The 23731-nt window shown below is 68.7% G+C and carries 17 protein-coding genes and 2 pseudogenes; 13 read left to right on the top strand and 6 right to left on the bottom strand.

Features of this window, described 5'->3' with window-relative positions:
* Window positions 1-2 precede the first annotated feature (2 nt).
* The 6 genes and pseudogenes from AC1U7O_RS03470 to AC1U7O_RS03445 form a co-directional block, all read left to right on the top strand.
* Entirely contained in the window at window positions 3-1229 is a 1227-nt protein-coding gene (locus AC1U7O_RS03470; protein ID WP_479893180.1) for a murein transglycosylase domain-containing protein, read from the top strand.
* Between the two features lie 45 nt (window positions 1230-1274).
* Window positions 1275-2141 (top strand): LPP20 family lipoprotein, encoded by an 867-nt coding sequence (locus tag AC1U7O_RS03465; RefSeq protein WP_479893179.1) that lies wholly within the window; start codon window positions 1275-1277, stop codon window positions 2139-2141.
* Window positions 2142-2168: 27 nt separating this feature from the next.
* The gene (locus AC1U7O_RS03460) at window positions 2169-3326 is read left to right on the top strand and encodes a hypothetical protein (RefSeq protein WP_479893178.1); all 1158 of its coding nucleotides are present in this window, start codon (window positions 2169-2171) and stop codon (window positions 3324-3326) included.
* Between the two features lie 16 nt (window positions 3327-3342).
* Entirely contained in the window at window positions 3343-4338 is a 996-nt protein-coding gene (locus AC1U7O_RS03455; RefSeq protein WP_479893177.1) for a hypothetical protein, read from the top strand.
* Window positions 4339-4367: 29 nt separating this feature from the next.
* Window positions 4368-6353 carry a CHASE2 domain-containing protein gene (locus tag AC1U7O_RS03450; protein ID WP_479893176.1) on the top strand — a complete coding sequence of 662 codons (1986 nt, stop codon included), beginning with the start codon at window positions 4368-4370 and terminating at the stop codon, window positions 6351-6353.
* A 98-nt stretch (window positions 6354-6451) separates the two neighbouring features.
* A pseudogene (locus tag AC1U7O_RS03445) lies at window positions 6452-6862 on the top strand (FlgO family outer membrane protein); the annotation flags it as partial.
* 264 nt (window positions 6863-7126) lie between these two features.
* On the opposite strand, the pseudogene AC1U7O_RS03440 reads toward AC1U7O_RS03445, so the two are convergent.
* Window positions 7127-7261 (bottom strand): annotated as a pseudogene (locus AC1U7O_RS03440) (DUF433 domain-containing protein); the annotation flags it as partial.
* 173 nt (window positions 7262-7434) lie between these two features.
* Between AC1U7O_RS03440 and AC1U7O_RS03435 the strand changes: the two are divergent.
* The 7 genes from AC1U7O_RS03435 (at window position 7435) to AC1U7O_RS03405 (ending at window position 15923) form a co-directional block, all read left to right on the top strand.
* Window positions 7435-9171: a flagellar assembly protein T N-terminal domain-containing protein gene (locus AC1U7O_RS03435; protein WP_479893175.1), complete on the top strand. Its 1737-nt coding sequence runs from the start codon at window positions 7435-7437 to the stop codon at window positions 9169-9171.
* A gap of 78 nt (window positions 9172-9249) precedes the next feature.
* Entirely contained in the window at window positions 9250-10494 is a 1245-nt protein-coding gene (locus AC1U7O_RS03430) for a magnesium transporter (RefSeq protein ID WP_479893174.1), read from the top strand.
* Window positions 10495-10549: 55 nt separating this feature from the next.
* Complete coding sequence (locus tag AC1U7O_RS03425) at window positions 10550-11359, top strand: GNA1162 family protein (RefSeq protein ID WP_479893173.1); 810 nt, start codon at window positions 10550-10552, stop codon at window positions 11357-11359.
* Window positions 11360-11404: 45 nt separating this feature from the next.
* A complete protein-coding gene (locus tag AC1U7O_RS03420; protein ID WP_479893172.1) occupies window positions 11405-12352 on the top strand; it encodes a CsgG/HfaB family protein in 948 nt (315 codons plus the stop codon).
* Window positions 12353-12392: 40 nt separating this feature from the next.
* Window positions 12393-14528, top strand: coding sequence for a CHASE2 domain-containing protein (locus AC1U7O_RS03415; protein WP_479893171.1), 2136 nt, complete (start codon window positions 12393-12395; stop codon window positions 14526-14528).
* Between the two features lie 23 nt (window positions 14529-14551).
* Window positions 14552-15055, top strand: coding sequence for an SH3 domain-containing protein (locus AC1U7O_RS03410; RefSeq protein ID WP_479893190.1), 504 nt, complete (start codon window positions 14552-14554; stop codon window positions 15053-15055).
* Window positions 15039-15923: a M48 family metalloprotease gene (locus tag AC1U7O_RS03405; protein ID WP_479893170.1), complete on the top strand. Its 885-nt coding sequence runs from the start codon at window positions 15039-15041 to the stop codon at window positions 15921-15923. Before AC1U7O_RS03410 ends, AC1U7O_RS03405 begins: the two co-directional genes overlap by 17 nt.
* A gap of 17 nt (window positions 15924-15940) precedes the next feature.
* Here AC1U7O_RS03405 and AC1U7O_RS03400 read toward each other — a convergent pair whose 3' ends face one another.
* From AC1U7O_RS03400 to AC1U7O_RS03380, 5 genes are all read right to left on the bottom strand, one after another.
* Window positions 15941-18265 carry an ATPase, T2SS/T4P/T4SS family gene (locus AC1U7O_RS03400; protein WP_479893169.1) on the bottom strand — a complete coding sequence of 775 codons (2325 nt, stop codon included), beginning with the start codon at window positions 18263-18265 and terminating at the stop codon, window positions 15941-15943.
* A 246-nt stretch (window positions 18266-18511) separates the two neighbouring features.
* Complete coding sequence (locus AC1U7O_RS03395; RefSeq protein ID WP_479893168.1) at window positions 18512-20221, bottom strand: proline--tRNA ligase; 1710 nt, start codon at window positions 20219-20221, stop codon at window positions 18512-18514.
* A 74-nt stretch (window positions 20222-20295) separates the two neighbouring features.
* On the bottom strand, window positions 20296-21690 hold the full coding sequence (rseP, locus tag AC1U7O_RS03390) for an RIP metalloprotease RseP (RefSeq protein WP_479893167.1): 1395 nt from the start codon (window positions 21688-21690) through the stop codon (window positions 20296-20298).
* 18 nt (window positions 21691-21708) lie between these two features.
* Window positions 21709-22869 (bottom strand): 1-deoxy-D-xylulose-5-phosphate reductoisomerase, encoded by a 1161-nt coding sequence (locus AC1U7O_RS03385; protein ID WP_479893166.1) that lies wholly within the window; start codon window positions 22867-22869, stop codon window positions 21709-21711.
* A 16-nt stretch (window positions 22870-22885) separates the two neighbouring features.
* Window positions 22886-23728 (bottom strand): phosphatidate cytidylyltransferase, encoded by an 843-nt coding sequence (locus tag AC1U7O_RS03380; RefSeq protein WP_479893165.1) that lies wholly within the window; start codon window positions 23726-23728, stop codon window positions 22886-22888.
* Window positions 23729-23731: the final 3 nt, after the last annotated feature.

The following is a 23731-nucleotide window of genomic DNA, read 5'->3' as shown; positions in this document are numbered from 1 at the left end:
CGATGACCGGAGCCAGTCCGAAGCCGCTGATCATCCTGGCCGCTCTCCTGACCTCCGTGGGCCCGCCCGCCGCCGACAGCATCGCCGCCGACCCCTTCGACGAGATCCGACAACGCTTCGAGCAACGCCAACGCGAGGGAGACCTGTCCCTCGCGGACGTCGAGTCCCGCTTCCACGGCCTCCGCGAAGGCATGGAGGCCGACTGGCAGCGGATGGAGCGGGAGGTGCAGGCCAAGTGGGAGCACGATAAGCGGGAGATCGAGCGCCGATGGGGTGAGGCCCTGCGGTCCACGAAGAAAGAATGGGTGGACTACGATTCGAGGTTCGAGACCCGGAGCATCGTCAACTTCGAGGAGGGCACGGTGGAGGTCACGACCCTCGTGCCGGTCCCCAAGGTCGCACCGCCGCCCGGCCCAGGACCTCGTCCGACGCCGGGACCGGCGCCGGCTGAAGTTCCGCCCGAGGCCCGCGAGCGCATCACCCAGCAGTTCGGCCGCTTGCTGACCCAGGAGGTCGGGCCCGGCCAGGGAGTCCTCGACGGTCAGGTGGTCGACGGCGCCGGCCGGCCCGTCACGAAGCCGGGCGCCGAGGCCTTCGTCAAGCAGGAGGTCCTTCCCTCGCTGGAGGTGGACCGAAAGCCGGTCGTCTCGCCGGACGGTGTGGAGCGGATGAAGGTGACGGCCAAGGTCAGGCTCACGCCCGATCACCTGAAGAGGCGCGCCCGCCAGTACCTCGACCTGGTCCTGCGGGAGTCGCGCCGCCAGCGCCTCGACCCGCGCCTCGTGCTGGCCGTCATCCAGACGGAATCCTATTTCAACCCCATGGCGCAATCGCCCGCCCCGGCCTACGGACTCATGCAGCTCGTCCCTCGCGCCGCGGCGCGGGACGCCTACAACCTCGTCTACGGCACCGACCGGGTCCTGGACCCGGGCTACCTGACCGATCCCGCCCACAACGTCGAGCTGGGCGTCGCCTACCTGCGCCTGCTCATGAGCAACCTGTTCGCCGACGTGCCGTCGGGCGAGAAGCAGCTCTACGTCGTCGTCTGCGCCTACAACTGGGGGCCGGGCAACATTCGGAACAAGATTCTCAAGCGGGTCCGGCTCCAGGACCTGTCCGAGCAGCAGGTGTTCGCGTTGCTCACCGACAGGACGCCGGAAGAAACGCGACAGTATCTCAAGCGGGTAACCGAGCGGCGGTCGCTGTACGAGGAGTTGGTCAGCCGCTGAAGCCGCGCAGCCGGGGCGGCGAGGCCCGGCGAACAGGGAGGGACCATGAGACAGGGGAGCATCGGCAGGGTGGGGCTCGTCTTGGCCGCGGCCGCGCTGTTGTGGGCGGGCACGACGTCCGCGCAACTGGCCGGCCGGGTCGGCGACGTCATCGAGCCCTTGGGCACGAACGGGAGCGTGGACTGGACCGCCGGTCTCGTCACGGCCACCGGCCTGGGCGCGCCGCCGCCCAACGCCGTCAACGCCGCGCAGGCCCGGGCGATGGCCAAGCGCGCGGCCTACATCGTCGCCACCCGCAATCTCCTGGAGGTCGTCAAGGGCGTGCGGGTGGACTCCGCGACCCTCGTGGAGAACTTCATGGTGACGAGCGACGTCATCAAGACCGAGGTCAGCGGGTTCGTGAAGGGCGCCCAGATCATGCAGGAGAAGAGCAACCCCGACGGCTCGGTCGAGGTGATGGTCGGGGTCCGGTTGAGCGGCGACATGGCGAACACCCTGTTGCCCAGGGAGACGGGCGGCGGCATGCCGCTGTCGCCCCCGGCGACGCCGGTCGAGCCGAGCCCGTCCGGCCAGGCCTACACCGGCCTGATCGTGGATGCCAGGGGCCTCGGCGTGAAGCCGGCGATGGTCCCCAAGATCCGCAACGAGGAGGGGCGCGAGGTCTACGGCTCCGCCTTCGTCGGACGGCAGTACGCGGTCGAACAGGGGATGGTGGGCTACCTCAAGGACGTCGGAGCGGCCCAGGGCAACCCGCGTGTCACGGACCGGCCGTTCCTGATCAAGGCGGTCAGGGCGGACGGCCCCAACAAGACTGACCTCGTGATCAAGAACGGCGACGCCCAGGCGCTGCACGGGATGAAGGAGCACCTGAGCTTCCTGGAAAAGGCGCGGGTGATCGTGGTCGTCGACTAGCGGGTCGTCCTGAGTGGGAGGATGGGAATGATGCGGATGAACACGATCAGGCGCCGGGTCGTCCCGGCCGCGGCGATCCTGGCCCTCCTGGGGCTGGTCGCCTGCGCGGAGGAGCGGGCGAAGCCGGAGGCGGCGCTCGACACGCCGGACCACCACTATGCGACGGGGCTGCGGCTGCTCGACAAGGATGACGCCGACGGCGCCATGAAGGAATTCCAGCGGGCGCTCGCCCTCGACCCGTCCTATGCGCCGGGCCACGCCGGCGTCGGCCTGGTGTCGGCCCTGCGCGGCGATTTCGCCCGGGCGCGCAAGCACCTGGACGAGGCGGAGGGCCTGCAAAAGGGCCGAATGGTCGAGGCCCAGGTCATGCGGATCCGCGCGCTCGCCCTGGAGCGGAAGTCGGGCTGGGTCGAGGAGGCTGAATCCGCCTTCAGGGACGGCGTCAAGCGGGACGGGCAGAATCCCGCCCTGCACTTCGCCATGGGCCGGGCGTACCGGATGGGCTTCGAGTTCGACAAGGCCGCCGAGCGGTTCAAGGCGGTGCTCGACCTCAACAAGGAATACTCCGCGGAGGCCGACCGGGAGTGGAAGCTGGTCCAGAAGATCCAGCGGGCGGCGCCGGGCACGAAGATCGGCAAGGAGATCGCCCTGATCGATCGGATCAGCCGGGCCGACGTGGCCGCGTTGTTCATCGAGGAATTGCGCATCGACCGGCTCTACGAGCGGCGGGGCAAGACCTTCGATCCCTCCTTCAAGGCGCCGGGTCAGGCTTTCCAGGCGGACAAGGTCGTGGCGATGGAGCCGGCCACGGACATCGCGACGCACCCCCTCAAGGCCGACATCGACACGGTGCTCGCGCTCGGGGTCGCCGGGCTGGAGGCCTCGCCCGACCACAAGTTCGAGCCGGGCAAGCCGGTCATGAAGGCGGAGTTCGCCGTCATGCTCCTGGACATCCTGGCGAAGGTCACCGGGGATGCCGCCATCCAGACCAAGCACGTCGGCGACCGGTCGCCCTTCCCCGACGTGCGCTCGGACGTCTACTACTTCAACGCGGCGATGGTCCTGACCACCAGGGGCATTCTGGAGGCGGACAAGGCCACGGGCGAGTTCGGGGCCACGCAACCGGTGTCCGGCGCCGACGCGCTGCTGGCGATCAGATTCTTCAAGGAGTCCTTGAAGCTCTAGCGGGAAAGGGGGAATCGTGGGACGGACGGCGAAGGGAAGGGCGGGCGGCGCGCGCCTGGCCGCGGCCGCGCTGGGCCTGGGCTGCCTGCTCGGCGGCGGGCTGGCCTGGGCCCAATCGGCGGGGCTCAAGGACGCGGTGGAGCCGATGGGGCAGGGTGTCGTGAACTGGTCCACCGGCTGGGTCAAGGCGACCGGCCTGGGGGCGCCGCCGCCCAACGCGGGGCCGGGCCAGGCGAGGGCCATGGCCCAGCGGGCGGCCTATGTCGTGGCGGTCCGCAACCTGCTGGAGGTCGTCAAGGGGGTCAGGATCGACTCCGTCACGCTCGTCGAGAATTTCATGGTCACCAACGACGTGATCAGGACCCAGGTCAGCGGCTTCGTCCGCGGCGCGCAGGTGGACAAGACCGATGTGCAGGCGGACGGCGCCGTGGAGGTGACGGTGAAGGTGCCGCTGTACGGGCAGGAGTCGGTCATCGCGCCCTTTCTGGATGAGAAGGGGGTGAAGCCCAAGACCCCTCCGCCCGACGTGCCGGAGCGGGAGGGCTTCACCGGGCTGATCATCGACGCGAGGGGCTACGGCGTGAAGCCGGCCTGCCTGCCCGCGGTCATTGACGAGCAGGGCAACGTCGTCTACGGGCCGTCCGAGGTGGATCGCGACCATGCGCAACGACAGGGGATGGCCCAGTACAAGGTCGCGCCGGTCGGGGCCGAGCTCTCGACCCTCTTCGGCGAGGAGGCCGTCGTCATTCGCCCCGTGCAGGTCGTGCCGCCGGTCCAGCCGCGGGAAGGCCGGAGGCCCCTCAAGTTGAAGGGCGGGGGCGGGGCCGGGGCGCTCAAGGCCAACGTCATGATCAGCAGCGAGGACGCCAAGAAGATCAGGAACGATCCGGCCCTGGCGGCCGCGCTGCAGCAGTCGAGGGTCGTGATCGTCACGGACCCGCTGATCGGCGGGATCAAGGGCGAGGCACCGGGCGGGCCCCTGATGGCCGCTGGGTCCGACGGGGAGCCGTAGACCCGGGGGGGGACCGGGGGCGTCCGGGCATGGCGATGCGCGACAGGGTCCGCGGCTGGGTGGAACGGGAGCCGGTCCTCAAGGGGCTCCTGGGCGGCGGTCTGACCGGCCTGGTGATCCTGTTGTTCCTCGCCGGCGCCTTCGAGTGGTTGGAGCTGTGGTCCTACGACCTGCGGTACGCGCTGGCGCCCGCCCAGCCGGTCGCCACGCCGGTCCTGCTGGTCCGCCTCGACGAGGAGAGCGAGGCGCGGCTGAACGTCCAGGCCAAGGGGATCAGCCGCGCCTTGTACGCCGAGGCCGTCCGCCGCCTGGCGAGGGCCGGCGCGGCGATCATCGCGTTCGACGTCGTCTTTGCCGGCGAGCGGGACGCGGAGGAGGACGCGGACCTTGCCGCCGCCATCGGCGAGGCGGGGAACGTGGTGCTCGCCCGGTACATCGGAGAGAAGGGCCAGACCGCGCCCCTGCCGCGCTTCAGCGAGGCGGCGCTCGGCGAAGCCAACATCAACGTGCAGTTGGACGGCGACGGCGTGCTGCGGCACGTCCATCTCGTGAGCCTCGACCTGTCGCAGGGACCGCCGGGGGAGCCCTTCCTCGCCATGGGCCTGGAGCTGGCCCGGCACTATGTGGCCCCCACGGGCGAGCAGGAGCTGGACTTGGAGGACCGGGACGCGGTGCGGATCGGCCCACTCCGGGTGCCGGTGAAGGACGGCCGCATGAGGATCAATTTCTACGGCCCTCCCGCCACGTTCCCGCGCCTCGCCTTCTGGCAGATCGTGCAGGGGGAGTTCGCGCCCGAGGCGGTGCGCGGACGGATCGTGCTGATCGGCGCCTCCGCTCCCTCGCTCCACGACTACTACCAGACGCCCTTCGGCCGGCGGCGGGTCAAGGGACTGTCGGGCGAGGATGAGGGGACGCGGGGCGTCCGCATGGACGGCTTCGAGATCCACGCCAACGCGGTCCAGACGATCCTCGACGGCCGCTACGTCGGCCGCAGCGCGGACCGGCCCGGCTTGGTCCCCACGATCCTGGCGGGCGTGGGCCTGCTCGGCTCGGGGCTCCTGTTCCAGGCCCGGACCGGCTCCGTCGTCGTGGCCGCGCTCCGGCTCGCGCTCATCCTGGGCATCGGGCTCCTGGCGTGGCTCCTGTTCTGGCGGTGGCGGTACTGGCTGGACGTCGTCCCGCTCTACGCGCTCGTCGCGATGCAGTACTCGGCGGCGATCTCCTACCAGCGCTACCAGGAGGCGCGCAAGCGCCGGCAGGTCCAGGCCATGTTCGGGCGCTACGTGTCTGCCCGCGTCGTGGCCCAGCTCGTCAAGAACCCGGAGATGGCGAACCCCAGCGGCCGCAAGGAACGGCTGACGATGTTCTTCTCCGACGTGCGGGGCTTCACGAGCATGTCGGAGAAGATGGAGCCGATCGAGGTCCAGCGGCTGCTGGGCGAATACTTTACCGAGATGACGCGCATCCTGTTCGCGCACGGCGGCACGCTGGACAAGTTCATGGGCGACGCCGTGATGGCCTTCTTCGGGAACCCCGAGCCGCAGCCGGACCATGCCCTGCGGGCCGTCCTCATGGCCCTGGAGATGCAGGAGGCGATCGGGACGCTGAACCGCAAGTGGGAGGCGGAGGGACGCCGGACCATCGGCGTGGGCATGGGGATCAACACGGGCGAGGTGACGGTCGGCAACCTGGGCTCGACGGACTTTCTGGATTACACCGTCATCGGCGACGCGGTGAACCTCGCCTGCCGGCTGGAGCAGAACGCCAAGGCCGGCGAGATCATCATCACCCAAGCCACCTACGACGAGGTCAAGGCCGCCGTCGAGGTCGAGCCGATGGAGCCGATCAGGGTCAAGGGCAAGAGCGAGCCGATCCCGATCTATCGGGTGCTGGGTCGCCGAGGGGCGCTGCCCGAAGGGACAGCCAGCCGGTCGCCTTCGGAGACGGTCGCACCGGCGGCCGCCGGCGCGCTGTTATCCGCTGCATCGAGGGGGTGTCTGCGTGAGCCTGGTTGACGGAAAAGGGGGGATGACATCCATGCTGAAGGAGTGTGGGGAGCGGTAGCGGCGGGCCTTGTCCTTCAAGCGGAGCTTCTGCCGGCCGGCGGCCTGGTATGGGCGGCTGCCGACCTGGAGGAGGGGGCAAGGACTTGGCGGAGAAGATCGTGAAAGGGATGTCGGATAAGGGCACTCGCAAGATCGCGATCATCGACTTCTCTGACCTCGACGCGAGGGTCACAGCCCTTGGACAGTTCATGGCCGAGGAGTTGACCGCCCAGCTCTTCTTGGTGGCGCCCGGCAAGTTCGAGGTGGTCGAACGACGACAGCTTCTCAAACTCGAAGAGGAATTGGCCCTGGGACAGGCGGGGGTCATCGAGGAGAAGAGTCTCAAGAAGATGGGCCAGGTGCTGGGGGTAGAGGCCGTCGTGACCGGATCCATGACCGACCTCGGCAACACCATCAAGGTCAACGCCCGGATGATCGCGGTCGAGAGCGCGAAGGTGTTCGCCGTGGCGGCGACGAGTATTCCGAAGACTGGGATTGTGGCTGATCTGGCGAGCAAGGCGGTAGAGCGGAGGCCGGGGGGCAGCGCTCCGGCGGCGGCTGCACCAGCGGCACCAGCCAGTAAGCCAACCAGGGTTCAAGCAGCCATGAGCGTCGAGGTCAATAATTTCCTGTTTGCGCTTCAAGGATGCAAGAAAGGAGGAGACCGCATCGCGGTGATCGTAGTAGTACGAGAGCGCGTCATGAATCGCCGCGAGAGTCAGATGGGGGTAGTGCTGCAGAAGCTCTTCTGGTCTCTGCCCGTGCAGCAAGCTCGCGATCACGACCGTTCGCACAGTGATGCGCGTGCCCGCGAGACGGGGACTGCCTCCGCAGACCTCGGGATCGCTGACGATATGGGGGTGGGAGCCTGTCGTCATGGAGCCAGTGCATCGGATTTCCACCCTCATCGCAATCTATCGGGTCGTCGGGCGGCTGGCCAGCGTGGCCTGACAGGGGATCGCGAACGGCAAACTGCTTGCCAGCCCGGTGGGGGGGTATGGCAAAGTCTGCGCTGCTACTCAATACGACGTAGGGGAGATCGGAGGCGCGCATGAGACATGGAGGCGTGAACCGGACGGTCGTCCTTGGGGGGCTCTTCTGCCTTGGCTTGATGGTCGCTGGCCCGGCTCTGGCGCAGAGCCAAACCGTGACGGCCGAGGGCGTCGCGGGCATCCAGGGCGGCGACCAGGGGATCGCGCGGGACAACGCCCTGCGGGACGCGCAACGCAAGGCGGTCGAGCAGGCGGTCGGCGCGCTGGTCGCCTCCGAGACCCTGGTCGAGAACTTCGTCACCGTGCGGGACAACATCCTGTCCAAGAGCCAGGGTTACATCCAGAAGTACGCGATCGTCAAGGAGGGGGCCCAGGGGAACCTCTACAGCGTCACGATCACCGCGACCGTGGCGACGGACAACCTGAAGAACGACCTCGGCGCCCTAGGGCTGCTGATGGCGCGGGTCGGCAAGCCCCGGGTGCTCTTCATGGTCGCGGAGCAGAACATCGGCCAGGAGATCGCCGTTTTCTGGTGGAGCTGGTGGGGGCGCGGCGCGGAGTTCAAGGGTCAGATGGTGGACATGGCGGTATCCGAGACGGCCCTGAAAGAAGTCTTCCTCGGCAAGGGCTTCAACGTCGTGGACATCTCCGCCTCCACCGGGCGGTTCGAGGTCTCGAACGCCTACCGGATCGCGGACCTGACGAACGACGGCGCGCGGGAATTCGGCCGCAAGCTCAACGCCGAGGTGGTGATCACGGGCAAGGCCCTGGCCAAGGAGGGACCGAGGATGGCGGGGAGCCAGGTCGGCTCCTACCTGGCGGACGTCGTGGTGACGGCGATCCGCGTGGACAACGGGCAGGTGCTCGCCTCCGCGCGCGGCGAGGGGGTCGCGCGGCACGTGGTCCAGCATACGGGCGGCAACCAGGCCATCGAGAAGGCCGCCCGGGTCGTCGCCGACAAGCTGATCGACCAGATCACGGCCAAGTGGCAGGCGGAGGCCTCGGGCAGCCAGCTTATCCAGGTGACGATCCACGGCATCGCGAGCATGCGCGACCTGGTGACCATCAAGGATTTCCTGCAGACCAACGTGCGCGGCGTGCAGTCGGTCATCCAGCGGAGCTTCGAGGGCGGGGTGGCCGTCCTGGAGCTGGACGCCAAGGCCACGGCCCAGCAGATCGGAGACGAGATTGCGCGCAAGGAACTGAAGGGCCTAGAGCTGGAGGTCGTGTCCGCCACGGGCAACACGCTGGTGATCTGCGTCCGTGGCATTTGCCCCGGTTCGAGGTCGGGAGGGCCGCCGCCCGGCCAGGTCGCGGCCGCGCCGCCCGTGGCTGCCGACCCGTCGCCCCAGGCTTCGGCCGGACGGTGGACGATGGAGAACGACAAGCTCATCATCACCGTAGACGAGCTGAACGTGGGGAGGGATCGGGTGACCCTCTTCCTGACGTATCGGAACAAGACCGCGGAGGCCATCGAGGTGGTGCTGTTGTATGGCCGCTCCGCTCTGGACGACAGCGAGGGCGCCCATTACAGGCAATTGACGCTGGTCAACGACGTGCAGATCCGGTTCGGCAACACAGTCGAGAGCGGTGGCCAGTTCGTCAAGCTGCCCCCACGGGGTGCGGCCTCCGGCTCCATCGCGTTTTATCCGAATCGGGCGGGAGTGAAGCGGGGCACCACCTTCGCCTTCACGAGCGAGCAGGCCTGCCTGACGGACGGCGAGGGGGTTCGGGGAGCGAAGTCCCGGCAGGGTGAAAAGTTCCAGGTGGCGATCCGGAACATCGAGATGCGCTGAGTCCCGCTCATCCCGCCTCACTAGGCGGACGAGGAGGGGCGGGGGAATGGTGGCTCACCCACACAGGCGAGGGGGCACATGACCGAACCGATCGGCCCTTCCGCCGTCGCGGGCCGGCGGCGGCCCGCGACGGTTGCGGACCTGGCGCAGACGCTGTCGAGGCTCGAGCCCTGGCAGATCGTCCACCGCCTTGAGGATGAATCGGAAGCGACGGCGGCGGCCGTGTTGGCCCGGTTTCCGATCGCGAAGGCCGTGGCGTTGTTGCCGCGCTTCGCCGCCGAGCGCCGGTTGGCGATCCTCAAGACGGCCCCGCCCGAGCAGCGCGAGCAGTGGCTGTACAACCAGCACTATCCGAAGGGCAGCGTGGGCCGGTTGATGCAGCCGGTGCTGGCGACGTTCGAGCCGACCATGACGGTTCGGGAGGTCGTCGAGCGGCTGCGCGAGGCGGTGAAGGAAGCCTTCATCACCTACGGCTACGTCGTGGACGCGGAGCGCCGGTTCATCGGCGTGCTGGTCATGCGGGAGCTGCTCCTGGCCGACCCCGGCGAGCGGATCGGGGAGTTGATGATCACGAATCCCTTCTTCCTGAGGGCCGCGCAGCCGGTGGCGCAGATCCTGCCGATGTTGGAGGCCAGGCATTTTTCGGAATATCCCGTCTGCGACGATGAGGACCGGATCGTCGGCGTTGTCCGCGGCTACGCGCTCTTTCAGGAGCAACTGCTCAACCTCAGCGCCCAGCCGGCCAAGATGGCCGGCGTCGACCGGGAGGAGCGCCTCCAGACGAACACCCGGCGGAGTCTCTCGTTGCGGCATCCCTGGCTCCAGGTGAACCTCCTGGGCAGTCTCCTGGCCGCCGGCGTGGTGGGCCTGTATGAAGGGACGATCCTGCAGGTGATCGCGGTCGCCGCCTTCGTGCCGGTGATGGTGGGGCAATCGGCGGGCACGGCCGCGCAGTCGCTCGCGGTCGCCTTGCGGGGGTTCACGCTCGGGGAGTTCGACTACGGCCAGTGGCGACTCCTGGTCAAGAAGGAAGTCGTGGTCGGCCTGGCCAACGGGGCGCTCGTCGGGCTGACCTCGGCGGCGGGCATCTACGGGTATGCCGTCGTTCACGGCCATGCGGGCGCGGGCCCGTTGGCGCTGGTGATGTTCCTGGCCATGGTCGTCAGCACGGTGGTGAGCGGCGTGGTGGGCGGCGCCATGCCCCTCGTGATGAAACGGCTGGGGTATGATCCCGCGACCGCCGCCACCATCCTCGTCGGCAGCGTGGCGAGGATCGCCAGCATCGGTGCGTTCCTGGCTCTCACGCAATGGATCCTGTTGTGACGCGGTGTCCGTGATGCGGGGTGAGGTGACGGCCGTGCCGTCCGGGAGGTGGAAGATGGCGCAACACAAATCGCTCGCAGCGGTGGTGGCGGTGCTGGCGGTCCTGGCACTCTCCGCCTGCACGCCGGTGATCCGGCCGGACAGGTCGAACCCGATCAAGACCGTGGCCGTGCTGCCGTTGGTGAACAACACGAACGACCTGGACGGGCCGCCCTACTTGCGGGCGCTGATCGTCACGGAGCTGGAACGGCATCAGTACGCGGTGAAGCCCCTGCTCGATGTGGACCAGATCCTCAAGGATCAGATGGGCATCACCCTCGGGGCGCAGCTCGACCTGACGAACCCCCAGCAACTGGGGAAGATGCTCGGCGTGGACGGGGTGCTCTACGGCTCTCTGGACGAGTTCAATCACCTCATGACGGGCGTCTACAACGAGAAGCGGGTGAGGGTGCGGACGAAGCTGGTGAATTGCGCGAACGGCCAGACGGTCTGGAAGAACGGCATCGGCGTCAAGGGGGTGCTGAGCACCGGCACGGCCGGCGCGGTCGTTACCGTGGCCTCAGGGGTCGTGGACGCGTCGAAGGCCGGGGATGACCTGCCTCCCTTGTTCGGCGATCCGATCAACGCCCCCTGGTTCGAGCTGCCGCCGATGGTGGTGGGCAAGGACTCCGCCGGCGATTACGGCACCACCTTGGCCGCCACGCTCGGCGAGCGGGTAGTGACCAAGGCGATGAAGGCGCCGCTCCCGATCGAGTCCAACGCGGCCGTGGGGATCCTCCTGAACGGGACCTGGCATGACGGCAACGTGCTGCACCAGCCCGTTCGGGTCGGGGCCGGAGGCATCCCGGCGGGCCCGGGCCGGTGAGGCGACACGCGATGGAGCCGATGATCGGACGCAAAGGAGGCACGTATGCGTAGCGGAAGATGGAGCGGGGTGCTCGCGGTCGGCCTGCTGGCCCTGGCCGGCTGCTCGCCCACGACGAGCGGGCAGGTCAAGGACGATGTGAGCGTGACGGGACAGACGCAGCGGGTGGAGGCAGCCGGGGCTCAGTATTCCGGCCCGCAGTACACGATCGCCATCGTCAAGTTCTCCAATAAGACGCCCTCCAAGGTGCTGGGGCTCGGGGAATCGGCCACGGACATCCTCCGCACGCTCGTGAAGAACGCGGGGCTGGAGCCGATCGACGTGAGCGAGGACGCGATGCGGCAACAGGAGGAGATGATCAAGCTGCAGCAGACCGGCGCCGTCAAGGCGGGCAAGAAGGACGCCGCCGAGGGCTTCGAGTCCGTCGACTACCGCATCCAGGGCGCGATCACCGCCTACTCGGAGGTCGAGGAGGGCATGGACCTCGCGCTGGCGGGGAGCAAGACCCAGATCGCGCGCGTGCAGGTGGACTACTCGCTGGTGGACGTGGCGTCGGGCAAGAGCCTGCTGGCCGAGTCCGGCATGGGCGAGTACCGCAAGGGCGCCACCCAGTTCCTCGGCATGGGCGGACGGATGACGGCGGACACGGGGTTGCGGGACGGGGCCCTGCGCGACGCGCTCTCGAAGGCGATGGAGAAGATGATCAACAAGCTCAACGCCCAGCCCTTCACCGGCCGCGTGCTGGCGTTGGACGGCCCGACGGTCATCATCCGGGCCGGCGAAAAGTCACGGCTGGCGCCCGGCACGAAGCTCGGCGTCTACCGGCCGGGCCAGGAGCTGATCGACCCGGAGACGGGCCGCTCGCTGGGCAAGCGCGAGAAGCAGATCGGGGAGATCATCATCGCGAGCCACCAGAACGAGCGGGTCTCCGAGGCGCGGGTGTCCTCCGGGGCCGGCTTCCAGCCCGGCGACATCGTGCGGGCGATCAAGTAGCCGACCAGGCGAGGAGCGGAAGCGAACCGACGGGAGGGGCATGACGGGTTCGTCGTTGTTGGCGCATCGCTACGGGACCGCCGTCGTCATCGGGGCGGCGGTCGCCCTCCTCGCCGTCGCCCTCTCCTTTCTCGGGCCGGTCGAGGTCGTCGAGCTCAAGAGCCTGGACCACCGCGTCCGCCTCCACGCCGATCCCGCCGAGGCGTCCCCCGACATCGTCCTCGTCGCCATCGACGAGGCCAGCCTGGAGGCCTTCGGCCGCTGGCCCTGGCCCAGGGATCGGCACGGCTACCTGGTGCAGTTCCTCAAGGAGGCCGGCGCGAAGGCCATCGCCTTCGACATCCTGTTCATGGAGCCCGACCGGAACGAGGAGGAGTTCGACCTGGCCTTCGCCGAGGCGGTCGCGGGCGCCGGGAATGTCTTCATGCCCTTCTTGCTGGACCGAGAGACCCTGGAGACGGCCGCCGGGAGCGACAAGGCCTTCATCCCGCTGGATCGGCCGGAGCCGGGGGAGCGGGGCGACGGGGGGGCGCCGGGCTTCAAGCTGCCGATCCCCTCCCTGGTCGAGGCCGCGCGCGGGCTCGGGTTCATCAACTTCGAGCCGGACCCCGACGGCGTCTCGCGACGCATGAGGTTGTGGCGGGAGGCGCGGGGCGGCGACGCGATGTCGCTCGTGACGGCCGTCGCGCGGTTCGTGACGGGGGCGGAGCGGGCCGGGGTGGGGGCCGGCCGCTTCACCCTGGGCCGGGCCTCCGCGCCCCTGGCCGCGGACGGCAGCATGGTGATCAACTGGCACGGCACGCTCGCGCAGCGGGCCTACGCTTCCTATTCCGCGGGCGCCGTGCTGCGAGCCTACACGGAGCAACAGCGGGGGGAGAAGCCCTTTCTCGACCCCGCCCTCTTCAAGGACAAGATCGTCTTCATCGGCACCACCGCCGCCGGCACCTACGACCTCCGCGCGGTCCCGACCGAGCCCTTCAGCCCCGGGGTGCTCATTCACATGACGGCCCTCGACAACCTCCTCTCCGGGAACGCGCTGCGCCGGGCGCCCTTCTGGACCCTGGCCCTGACGACCCTGGGGCTGTGCCTCGGCCTGGCCCTCGGCTTCGCGGCCGCCTCGCGCACCGCCCTCAAGGTCGGCCTCGCCGCGGGCGCGGCCACGGCCTACTACGGCGCGGCCTCCTACGCCTTCGTCGAACACGGGCTCTGGCTCGACCTGATCGTGCCCGAGGGCGCCCTGGCGCTGACCTACACGCTCTCCGCGACCGCGGAATATCTGCGCGAGGGCCGGCAGCGCCGCCTGCTCCGCTCCGCCTTCGACCGCTACATGGCGCCGGACGTGGTGGACGAGATCATGCGGCACCCGGAGTCCGTCAAGCTGGGCGGGGAGAAGAAGGAGCTGACCGTGTTCTTCTCCGACGTGGCCGGCTTCACGAGCATCTCCGAGCAGCTCCCGCCGGAAGTGCTGGTCGAGATCATCAACCAGTACCTCACGCTGATGACCGGCATCATCCTGAAGCACCGGGGCAACGTGAACAAGTACCTCGGCGACGGCATCATGGCGATCTTCGGCGCGCCCCGGGGCGACCCCGACCACGCGGCCCAGGCCTGCTTCGCGGCCCTGGAGGTGCAGGCCGCGCACGAGGAGCTGAACCGGGACCTGACGGCGCGGGGCTTCAAGCCCCTCACGACCCGGATCGGCATCAATTCGGGGCCGATCGTCGTGGGCAACATGGGCTCGCGGGTGCGGATGGAGTACACGGCGATGGGGGACAGCGTCAACCTGTCCTCGCGGCTGGAGGGGGCCAACAAGTTCTACCACACCCTGATCCTGCTCGGCCCCCGCACCTACGAGCTGGCCCGCGAGGCGATCGAGGCCCGCGAGGTGGACCTGCTGCGGGTCAAGGGGAAGGAGCAGCCGGTCGCGGTCTACGAGCTGATCGGGCGCAAGGGTGATCTGTCTCCCGCGCGGCGGCGGCTGGTCTCCCTCTATCTGGAGGGGCTCGCGGCCTACAAGCGGCGCGAGTTCGCGGCGGCCCGCGCGAAATTCACGGAGGCGCTGGGGCTTGATCCCGCCGACGGATTGTGTCAAGTGTATCTCGAACGGTCCGAGGAGTACCTGACGCACCCGCCGCCCGAGGACTGGGACGGCGTCTACGAGTTGAAGGCCAAGTAGGGAGGTCGCGGTCGGTGAGGACGATGCGGCTGCTGGGGCGGACGGGAGCATGCCTGGTGATGGCGTTGCTGCTGGCGGTGGGCGACGCGTCGGCCGAAACGGTCTATGTCCAGGGCCGGACGGCCAAGCTGCGCGCCGGCAAGACCTCCCTCGACAAGGAGGTGGCGGACCTGCGCTTCGGCGACGAGCTGACGGTGGTCAAGCGGGACGGCCAGTGGCTGCAGGTCAAGACGGCCGGCGGCCAGACCGGCTGGATCTTCGCGAACAAGGTCAGCGCGACCAAGCCGAAGGGCGGCGACGACACGCTGGCCGCGCTCGGGAAAAATATGAGGCAGCGGGAGGCGTCGGACGTCAGTGCCTCGGCTGGCGCCCGCGGGCTGGACAAGGCCTCGGAGGACTACGCGAACCGCTCGGGCATCAAGCCCGAGGACCGTGCGGCGATCGATCGCATGACGGGCTACCAGGTCCCGGAGTCCGAGGTGGAGGCCTTCCTGAAGGAGGGGAAGCTCGGTGAATACGGGAACTGAGCGCGTGGGCCGTGGGCTGTGCGCGGCGGTGCTCCTCGCCGCTTCCGCCCTCCAGGGGGGGTGCGCGGAGCTTCAGCAGGTGGCGGAGGGCGCGGCGCGGCAGTCCGGCGATCCCCGGCTCGTCGGCGTCGTCAAGGGCGGCGGCACCCTCATCAGCGGGCTGCTGCCGATCGGCTACGAGGAAGAGCAGTCCATCGGTCAGGCGATCGCCCTGCAAGTCGTCGCCCGCTACAACGGCGTCTCCGACGATGCGGCGCTGACCCGCTACGTGAACCTGGTGGGGCAGGCCGTGGCGATGACGAGCGACCGGCCGGACATCCCCTACCGGTTCGCGATCCTCAACCACGACTCGATCAACGCCTTCGCCGCCCCGGCCGGCTACATCTTCGTGACCCGCGGGCTTCTGAAGCAGATCAAGAACGAGGCGGAGTTGGCCGCGGTCCTCGGGCACGAGGTCGGGCACGTGAGCGAGAAGCACATTCTGGCGGTCATCCAGCGCAGCAAGCAGATCAGCGGGGTGGCCCAAGCGGGCCTGGCCTACGCCAACCAGAACCCGGAGGCCTTCAAGGGGATCATCGACGGGGCGGTCAAGAAGCTGCTCGACGAGGGGCTGGACCAGGACAAGGAAATCGAAGCGGACGTACTGGGGGCGGTCTTCGCCTCCCGCGTCGGCTACGACCCGGGGGCCTACGTCGGACTGCTGAAGCGGCTCCGCGACCTCAAGGGGGACGACCAGGCCTTCTTCAAGACCCACCCGAACTTCAGCGCCAGGATCGCGGCGGTCGAGCAGGGATTGGGCAGCCGCGGCATCCGGACGGGCGGGGCGCTGCTGCCGGAACGCTTCGCGAGGCGGACGGCGGCGCGCTGACTCCTTCCCTCCCGCCCCTACTTGATCGCCACCGCCTTGACTTCCTTGTAGGTCGTCAGCCCCTGCAGCACCTTCTGGACGCCGTCCTGCACGAGGGTCGTCATGCCCTCCTCGACGGCGGCCTTGAGCATGTCCTCGGTCTTGGCCTTGGCCTGGATCATCCGCTTCATCCGGTCCGTGCCGAGCAACAGCTCGTGCAGCGCGACCCTGCCCTTGAACCCCGATTTGTTGCAGACTTCGCAGCCGTTACCCCTGTAGAGCGTGAAGGTGTCGTCGTAGGCGGCGCCGACCTGTTTCGCCCAGGACTCCTCGCCGTAGGCGTGGACCAGTTCGTCGTACTCCTCGCGGGAAGGGCGGTACTCGGTCCGGCATTCCTTGCAGATGCGGCGCGTCAGTCGTTGGGCCAGGACCCCGAGCATGGCGTCGGCGAAGCTGAAGGGGTCGCAGCCCATGTCCAGCAGACGGGTCACGGTTTCGACCGCGCTGTTCGTGTGCAGGGTGCTCAGGACCAGGTGGCCGGTCAGGGACGCCTCGATGCCGGTGTCGGCCGTCTCCTTGTCGCGCATCTCGCCGACCATGATCACGTCCGGGTCGGCGCGGAGGAAGGCGCGCATCGCCATCGCGAAGGTGAATCCGATCTTGGGCTGCACCTGGACCTGGCGGAGGCCGTACTGGGTGATCTCGACGGGGTCCTCGGCGGTCCAGATCTTCATGTCCGGCGTGTTGATGTAGCCGAGCACCGAGTGGAGGGTGGTCGTCTTCCCGGACCCCGTCGGGCCCACGCAGAGGATGATCCCATAGGGCTTCTGCGCGATGGCTTTCAGCTCACGCAGGTTGCGCTCGGAGAAGCCCATCTTCTCCAGGGGCATCGGCTCGCTGGCGGCCAGGATGCGCATGACCACGTCCTCGTTCCCGGTCCCGGACGTCGGGAGCGTGGCGACGCGCAGCTCGATCTCCTTGCCCTCGCCCAGGCGGAACTTGATCTTGCCGTCCTGGGGCTTGCGACGCTCCGCGATGTCGAGGCTGGCCATGATTTTGAAGCGCGATACGATGGCGCGCCGGTAGCTCGGCGGGATCTTCGTGTACTCGGTGCAGTTCCCGTCCACGCGGAACCGGACGATCGTGTCCTTCTTCTCCCCGTACGGCTCGATGTGGATGTCCGACGCGCCCCGCCGGTAGGCCTCGGCGATGATCTGGTTCGCCAGCTTGACGATGGCGTTGTCGTTCTCGTTGATCGTCGGGGCGGCGGCCTCTTCCTGCTCCTGCTCGACCTGGCGTTGCTCGGCCTCCAGGGCGCTCATGATCTCGGTGATGGAGCTCTGGGGGGATCCGGGCTCGGCGGACCCGGTGGCGGCGTCGAGGAACTGGAGGATGTCGCGACGGAGAGCGACGGAGAACCGGAGATTCTGGCCGGGGAAGATGCGCTTGATGTCCTGCACCTTGTCGAGGTCGTTGGGGTCGTCGACCAGGATCTCCACGGCGCCCTTGTCCCGGCGGAGCGGCGTCCAGGAGTGCTTGCGGAGGTAGTCGGCGTTCAGGGACTTGAGCAGGTCCGGGTCGATGACGAGGCGTTCGCTGAACTCGACGAAGGGACACCGGTAGAACTGGCTGAGGGACTTGCCGAGCTCCGCCTTGGGCACCCGGAATTTCTCGATCAGGAGGGTTTCGACCTCCAGGCTGCCCCGCCGGGCCTCGGCGATGGCGCTGTCCAGCTCGGTCTGCGTGATAAGGCTGTTCGACACGAGGGCGTCGAACTTCGTCGGGGTCTTCTTGGCCAGCTTGCGGAGGTTGTGGAACGCGATGCCGAGCCCCTTGGCGATCTCGGCGACGGACTCCTCGTCCTTCTTGGTGAAGCGTCCCCCGCCTTTCTTGTTGAGGATCTGGATGACCCCCATCAGGTACTTGTTCTCGGCGACGATCGGGTAGGTCAGGACCTGCTTGGTCTTAAAGCCGGTCTTCTGGTCCCAGGAGGCGTCGTGGCTGATGGTGGGGCTCAGCGTGGCCAACTCGGCCTTGTCGTAGGCGTCGGCGACATTGACGGGGCGGAGGTACTTGGCGCTGAACCCCACCAGGCTCTGCTCGTTGATGGGGACGCGGATTTCCTGGATGCCGTCGATCTCCGGGACCTTGGAGAAGACTTCCTTCTTCTCCGCGTCCACCGCGTAGAGGGTCAGGCCCTCTGCATCGAAGACGCTCAGGATGTCCTTGTGCAGGTCGAGGAGGATCTGGTCGAGGTCCTTGGCGGCGTGGATGAGGTTGGTGATCCGCTTGACGTGCTCCGCGTAGGCGACCTTCTGCTGGAGTTCCTGGAGGTTGTCGGCCAGGCTTCTCGTCGTCTCCATGGGGCCCTACCTCGCTCGCCTGGGCCGCGGCGCTTGCGATGGCGCGCGGCGGATCACGACCACTCGGTGTCTTCACTCGCTTCGTGCCCCCGCGCCGGGCTGGGCCGCCCGCCTCGCTCCTTCCGGCGAGCGGAGCCCTCCCTTCAGCGGACGGCCCTTCGCCCCGGCCGGTGGGCACGCAGGCCTTAAGCCTAGGCGGAAACCAGATGGAAGGCAAGGGGAAAGCGGGCGAAGGGAAGGGCGGTGTCAGGAAGCGGCGGCCCGGACCTGTTCCCGGAGGCGGGCGACGGCCTCGCCCGGCGTAACCTTCGACACCCCTCCGGTCCTGCGGTCCTTGATCTCGACCTGGTCCTGGGCGAGGCCCTTGTCGCCGATCACGAGCTGGAAGGGCGCCCCGATCAAGTCCGCGTCGTTGAACTTGACCCCGGCCCGCTCGTCCCGGTCGTCCCAGAGGACCTCGACGCCGGCGGCGATCAGGGCGTCATAGAGCACGCCGGTCACCTCCGCGACCCGCTCGGACTTGCCCAGCGGCAGCAGGTGGACGTGGAAAGGGGCGATCGGGAGCGGCCAGATGATGCCCTTCGCGTCGTGGTTCTGCTCGATGGCCGCCGCCGCGGTCCGGCCGACGCCGATGCCGTAGCAGCCCATGACGGCGAGCCGCTCCTGTCCCTTCTCGTCGAGGAAGGACGCCCCCATGGACCGGCTGTACTTCAGGCCGAGCATGAAGACGTGGCCGACCTCGATGCCCTTGGCCGCCTTGAGCGGGCCGCCGCCGTGCGGGGCGGGATCGCCGGCGCGGGCGTTGCGCAGGTCGGCGAAGGCTTCGACGGAGAAGTCGCGGCCCCAGTTGCAGTCCGTGTAGTGGGAGTCCGCTTCGTTCGCGCCGACCACGAAGTTCCGACAGGCCCGGACGGCCTGGTCGGCCAGCACCCGGACGCCCGTGAGGCCGACGGGGCCGGCGAACCCCACCGGCGCGCCGGTCACGGCGGCGACGACGTCCGGACCAGCCAACTCGACGTCGGTCACACCCAGGAACTTCTTCAGCTTGATCTCGTTCGCCTCGTGGTCCCCGCGGATGAGGAGGGCCACGGTCTCCTTGGGCGTCTTGTAGAGGAGCGTCTTGACCAGTCGGTCGGGGCTCGTGTTCAGGAAAGCGGTCACCTCCTCGACGGTCCGGACCCCGGGGGTGGCGACCTTCCGCAGGGGCCTGGGCGCCTCGGCCGGCTCCTCGGTCGGGGGGGCCACCTCGGCCCGCTCCACGTTGGCGGCGTAGGCTCCCTCCTCGTCGTAGACGATCGTCTCCTCGCCCGTGTCCGCCAGCACCATGAATTCGTGGGAGGAGGTGCCGCCGATGAGGCCCGTGTCCGCCTCGACCGCGCGGAAGGTCAGTCCGCAGCGCGTGAAGATGCGGTGGTAGGCGTCGTACATCTTCTGGTAGCTGAGCTTGGCGCCTTCCTCGTCGCGGTCGAAGCTGTACGCGTCCTTCATGATGAACTCGCGGCCCCGCATCAGGCCGAACCGCGGGCGGATCTCGTCGCGGAATTTGGTCTGGATCTGGTAGCAGTTCAGCGGGAGCTGCCGGTAGGAGCGCACCTCGCGCCGGATCAGGTCGGTGATGACCTCCTCGTGCGTGGGCCCGAGGCAGAAATCGCGTTCGTGGCGGTCCTTGAAGCGGAAGAGCTCCTTGCCGTAGAAGTCCCAGCGTCCGGTCTCCCGCCAGAGCTCGGCGGGGGAAGCGATGGGCATCAGGACCTCCTGCGCGCCGGCCCGGTTCATCTCCTCGCGGATGATGGCCTCGATCTTGCGGATGACGCGCAGGCCCAGCGGCAGGTAGGTGTAGACGCCGGCGGCTACCTTGCGGATGAAGCCGCCTCGGAGCATCAGGCGGTGGCTGACGACCTCGGCCTCGCCGGGGTCGTCGCGGAGCGTCGGGATCAGGAGCCGTGACGTGCGCATGGTCGCTACGGGCAGAGTGTGCGGTTCCCGGTGTTCGGTCGTCGGTCAGAGACTGAACACCGAGAACCGACGACTCAGTGTGCAATCAGCCGTTCGATGTCGTTCCAGAAGGCGAAGACCATGATGCCGACGAGCAGGAGCAGGCCGACCTGCTGGGCGATCTCCCGCTGGCGCTCGCCGAGCGGCCGCCTCAGCACCGCCTCGATGAGGAAGAAGAGCAGGTGTCCGCCGTCGAGGATCGGAATCGGCAGCAGGTTCAGCACGCCGAGGTTGATGCTCAGGATGGCGATCAGGAACACGACGCTGGACGTCCCCTGCGCCGCCGCCTCGCCGGAGATGTTGGCGATCGTGAGGGGGCCGCCGATGTTCTTGCTGGAGATCTCCCCCGCGATCATCTTGTAGATGCCGACGACCGTCAGCTCCGTCCAGCCCCAGGTGGCCTCCGCGCCGCGGAAGACGGCCAGCAGGGGGCTGGCCGCGCGGACCACCGAGCGGCCGGGACCGGAGATCCCGATCTTGCCGACCTCGATCGGCTTTCCGTCCACCATGGCCTTCTCGGGCACCGGCGTGACGGTCAGCGAGACGACCGCGCCGTCGCGCTTCACCTGGAAGTGGAGCGGACGGTTCGGATGGTCCCGCACCAGGCCGGTCATCTGGGACCAGGTGTGGATGTCCTGGTCCTCGATCCGGACGACCCGGTCCCCGTCCTGAAAGCCGGCCGCCATCGCCGGGGAGCCGGCCATGACGGCGGTCACGACCGGGGCCGTTTCCTCGATGCCGATCTGGTACCCTACCTGCTCCTTGTCGCCGTCCTTGTAGGGGATGGCCTCGGGGGTGAGGATGAGGGTCTTGACCTGCCCGCCGCGGCGCACGTCGAGGGAGAGCGGCTTGCCCTCGCTCCTGGCGATCGCGTCGAGCAGGTCGGTGCGGGTGGAGACGTCCTTATCGTTGACCCGGAGGATGCGGTCTCCCACCTGCACGCCGGCGGCGGCGGCCGGCGAGCCGGGCCGCAGGGCCTCGACGTCCGGTGTGAGGTCCTTGAAGGTGGGGACGAAGAGCGGCGCGCCCGTGGCGAGCCAGCCGGAGAAGATCAGGAAGGCCAGCAGGAAGTTGAAGGCGGGACCAGCCGCCACGATGAGCATTTTCTTGCGCAGCGGCTGGTGCGCGAAGGAGCGGCGGCACTCCTCCTCGGTCTGGGCGTCGGATTCCTCCTCGCCGAAGAGCTTCACGTAGCCGCCCAGGGGCACCGCGGAGAGCAGGTATTCCGTCTCGCCAACCTGCCGGCCGAAGAGCTTGGGGCCGAACCCGATCGAAAACTTGAGCACCTTGACGCCGGAGAAGCGGGCGGCGAGGAAGTGGCCGAACTCGTGGAAGGCGACCAGGACACCGAGCACGACCAGGAACCACCAGGCCTTCTGGAGCAGAACCCAGACGGCGTCGGGCGACCAGGCGATCAGGGAGTGGACCATGCTGCTCCTTTGCGTCCCTTACCGTTCCATCCCGCGGATGAGGGCCTCGGCCTGCTCGCGCGCCCAGCGGTCCGCCTCCAGGGCGTCCTCGACGGCGGCGATCTCGCGGGGCCGGTGCGCGTCCATCGTCCGGCGGATGGTCTCCGGGATGTCCAGGAACCCGATGCGCTCCTTGAGGTAGGCGGCGACCGCCACCTCGTTGGCCGCGTTCAGGGCCGCGGCCATGGTGCCGCCGACCTCCAGTGCCCGGTAGCCCAGCGCGAGACAGGGGAACCGCTCATGGTCCGGGCGGTGGAACGTCAGCCTCCCGATCGCGGCCAGGTCCAGGGGCGGCGGGTCCAGGGGCACGCGCGCGGGGTAGTCCATCGCGTAGGAGATGGGCGTCCGCATGTCCGGCAGGCCAAGCTGCGCCAGGACCGAGCCGTCGCGGTATTCTACCAGAGAATGGATGATGCTTTCCCGGTGGATCAGCACCTCGATCCGGCTCGCCGGGATGTCGAACAGCCAGCGGGCCTCGACCACCTCCAGGCCCTTGTTCATGAGGGTGGCGGAGTCGATCGTGATCTTGGCGCCCATCTTCCAGTTGGGGTGTCGAAGGGCCTGCTCGGGCTTGACGTGACGCATTTCTTCACGGGACAGCTCCCACAGGGGTCCGCCCGAGGCGGTCAGGATCAGGCGGCGGATGTCCTCGCGGCGGTGCCCTTCCATGGACTGGAAAATCGCGCTGTGCTCGCTGTCCACGGGGAAGATGCGCACGCCGCGCTTGCGCGCCTCCTCCTGCATGAGGGGGCCGGCCATCACCATCGGCTCCTTGTTGGCCAGGGCCACCTGCTTGCCGGCCCGGATCGCGGCGAGGGTCGGCACCAGGCCCGCGGCTCCGACGATGGCGGACACGACCATTTCGGCGTCCGGCCAGGCGGCGACCCGGGCCGCTCCGGCCTCGCCCGAGAGGACCTCCACGGCCAGGTCCCGGCAGCGGGCGCGCAGCCGGGCCGCGGCCTCCTCGCTGGAGAGGGCGACCGCGGCCGGCTTGAACGCGCGGACCTGCTCCTCCAGCACCTTTTCGTTGGCGCCCGCGGTGAGGCCGACGACCCGAAAACGGTCGGGGAACTTGGCGACGATGTCCAGCGTGTTCGTCCCGATCGAGCCGGTGGACCCGAGGATCACGATGTTTTTCATGGCAGGCCTCTGGCGGCTACCCTTTCACCAGGGTCACATAGTAATAGAACGCCGGCGCCGTGAACAGGAGGCTGTCCAGCCGGTCGAGCATGCCCCCGTGGCCGGGGATCAGCCCGCCCGTGTCCTTGGCGCCCGCGCCGCGTTTCATGACCGATTCGCTCAGGTCCCCCGCGACGCCCGCCAGCGTCAGCAGCAGGCCGGCCGCCAGGCAGTCGCCCGCACCGAAGGTCGGCAGGAACCAGGCCCGTGCGAGGAAGGCCGCCGCGACCGCGAGGACCAGCCCGCCGATCAGCCCCTCGACGGTCTTGTTGGGGCTGATGACCGGAGCCAGCTTGTGCCGGCCGATGGCCGTTCCCACGTAGTAGGCGCCCGTGTCGCCGGCCCAGGTGACCAGGATCAGGAAAAAGACGAGGAACTCGCCGTCCGGCCGCGCGCGCGTGAGCAGCAGGTGGCCCAGCGTGAGCGGGACGTACAGCAGGCCGAAGAGGAGCACCGCCGAGTCGGTCAGGCTCCGCCGGAGGTCGCTCGTGGACTTGAGCCGGTGGAGAAGGACCGCCGCGAGCGCCAGCAGGAGCGCGGTCCGCTCGGCGAGCAGGCCGGGCCACTGGATGCCGCTCAGGAGGAGCAGCCCGCCGCCCAGACCCAGGGCCAGGAGCACAGGGGGGGCGTCCTCGCGGAAGTGCAGCCGGTAGAGCTCCAGCAGGGCGAGCGAGGAGGCCGCGGCGACCAAGAGGAAGAAAGCGAGGGGGGGCAGGTATCGGACGAGGACGTAGAACAGCGGGACGAAGACCAGCGCCGAATAGACGCGGCGGGGGTCCAGGCGGCGGACGGGCACCGGCACCCGGGCCGCGGTTTTCAACTC

Source organism: Candidatus Nitrospira neuquenensis (genome assembly GCF_979578155.1).
The sequence above is the reverse complement of the archived record's forward strand: the minus strand, read 5'-3'. Positions and strand labels throughout refer to the sequence as shown.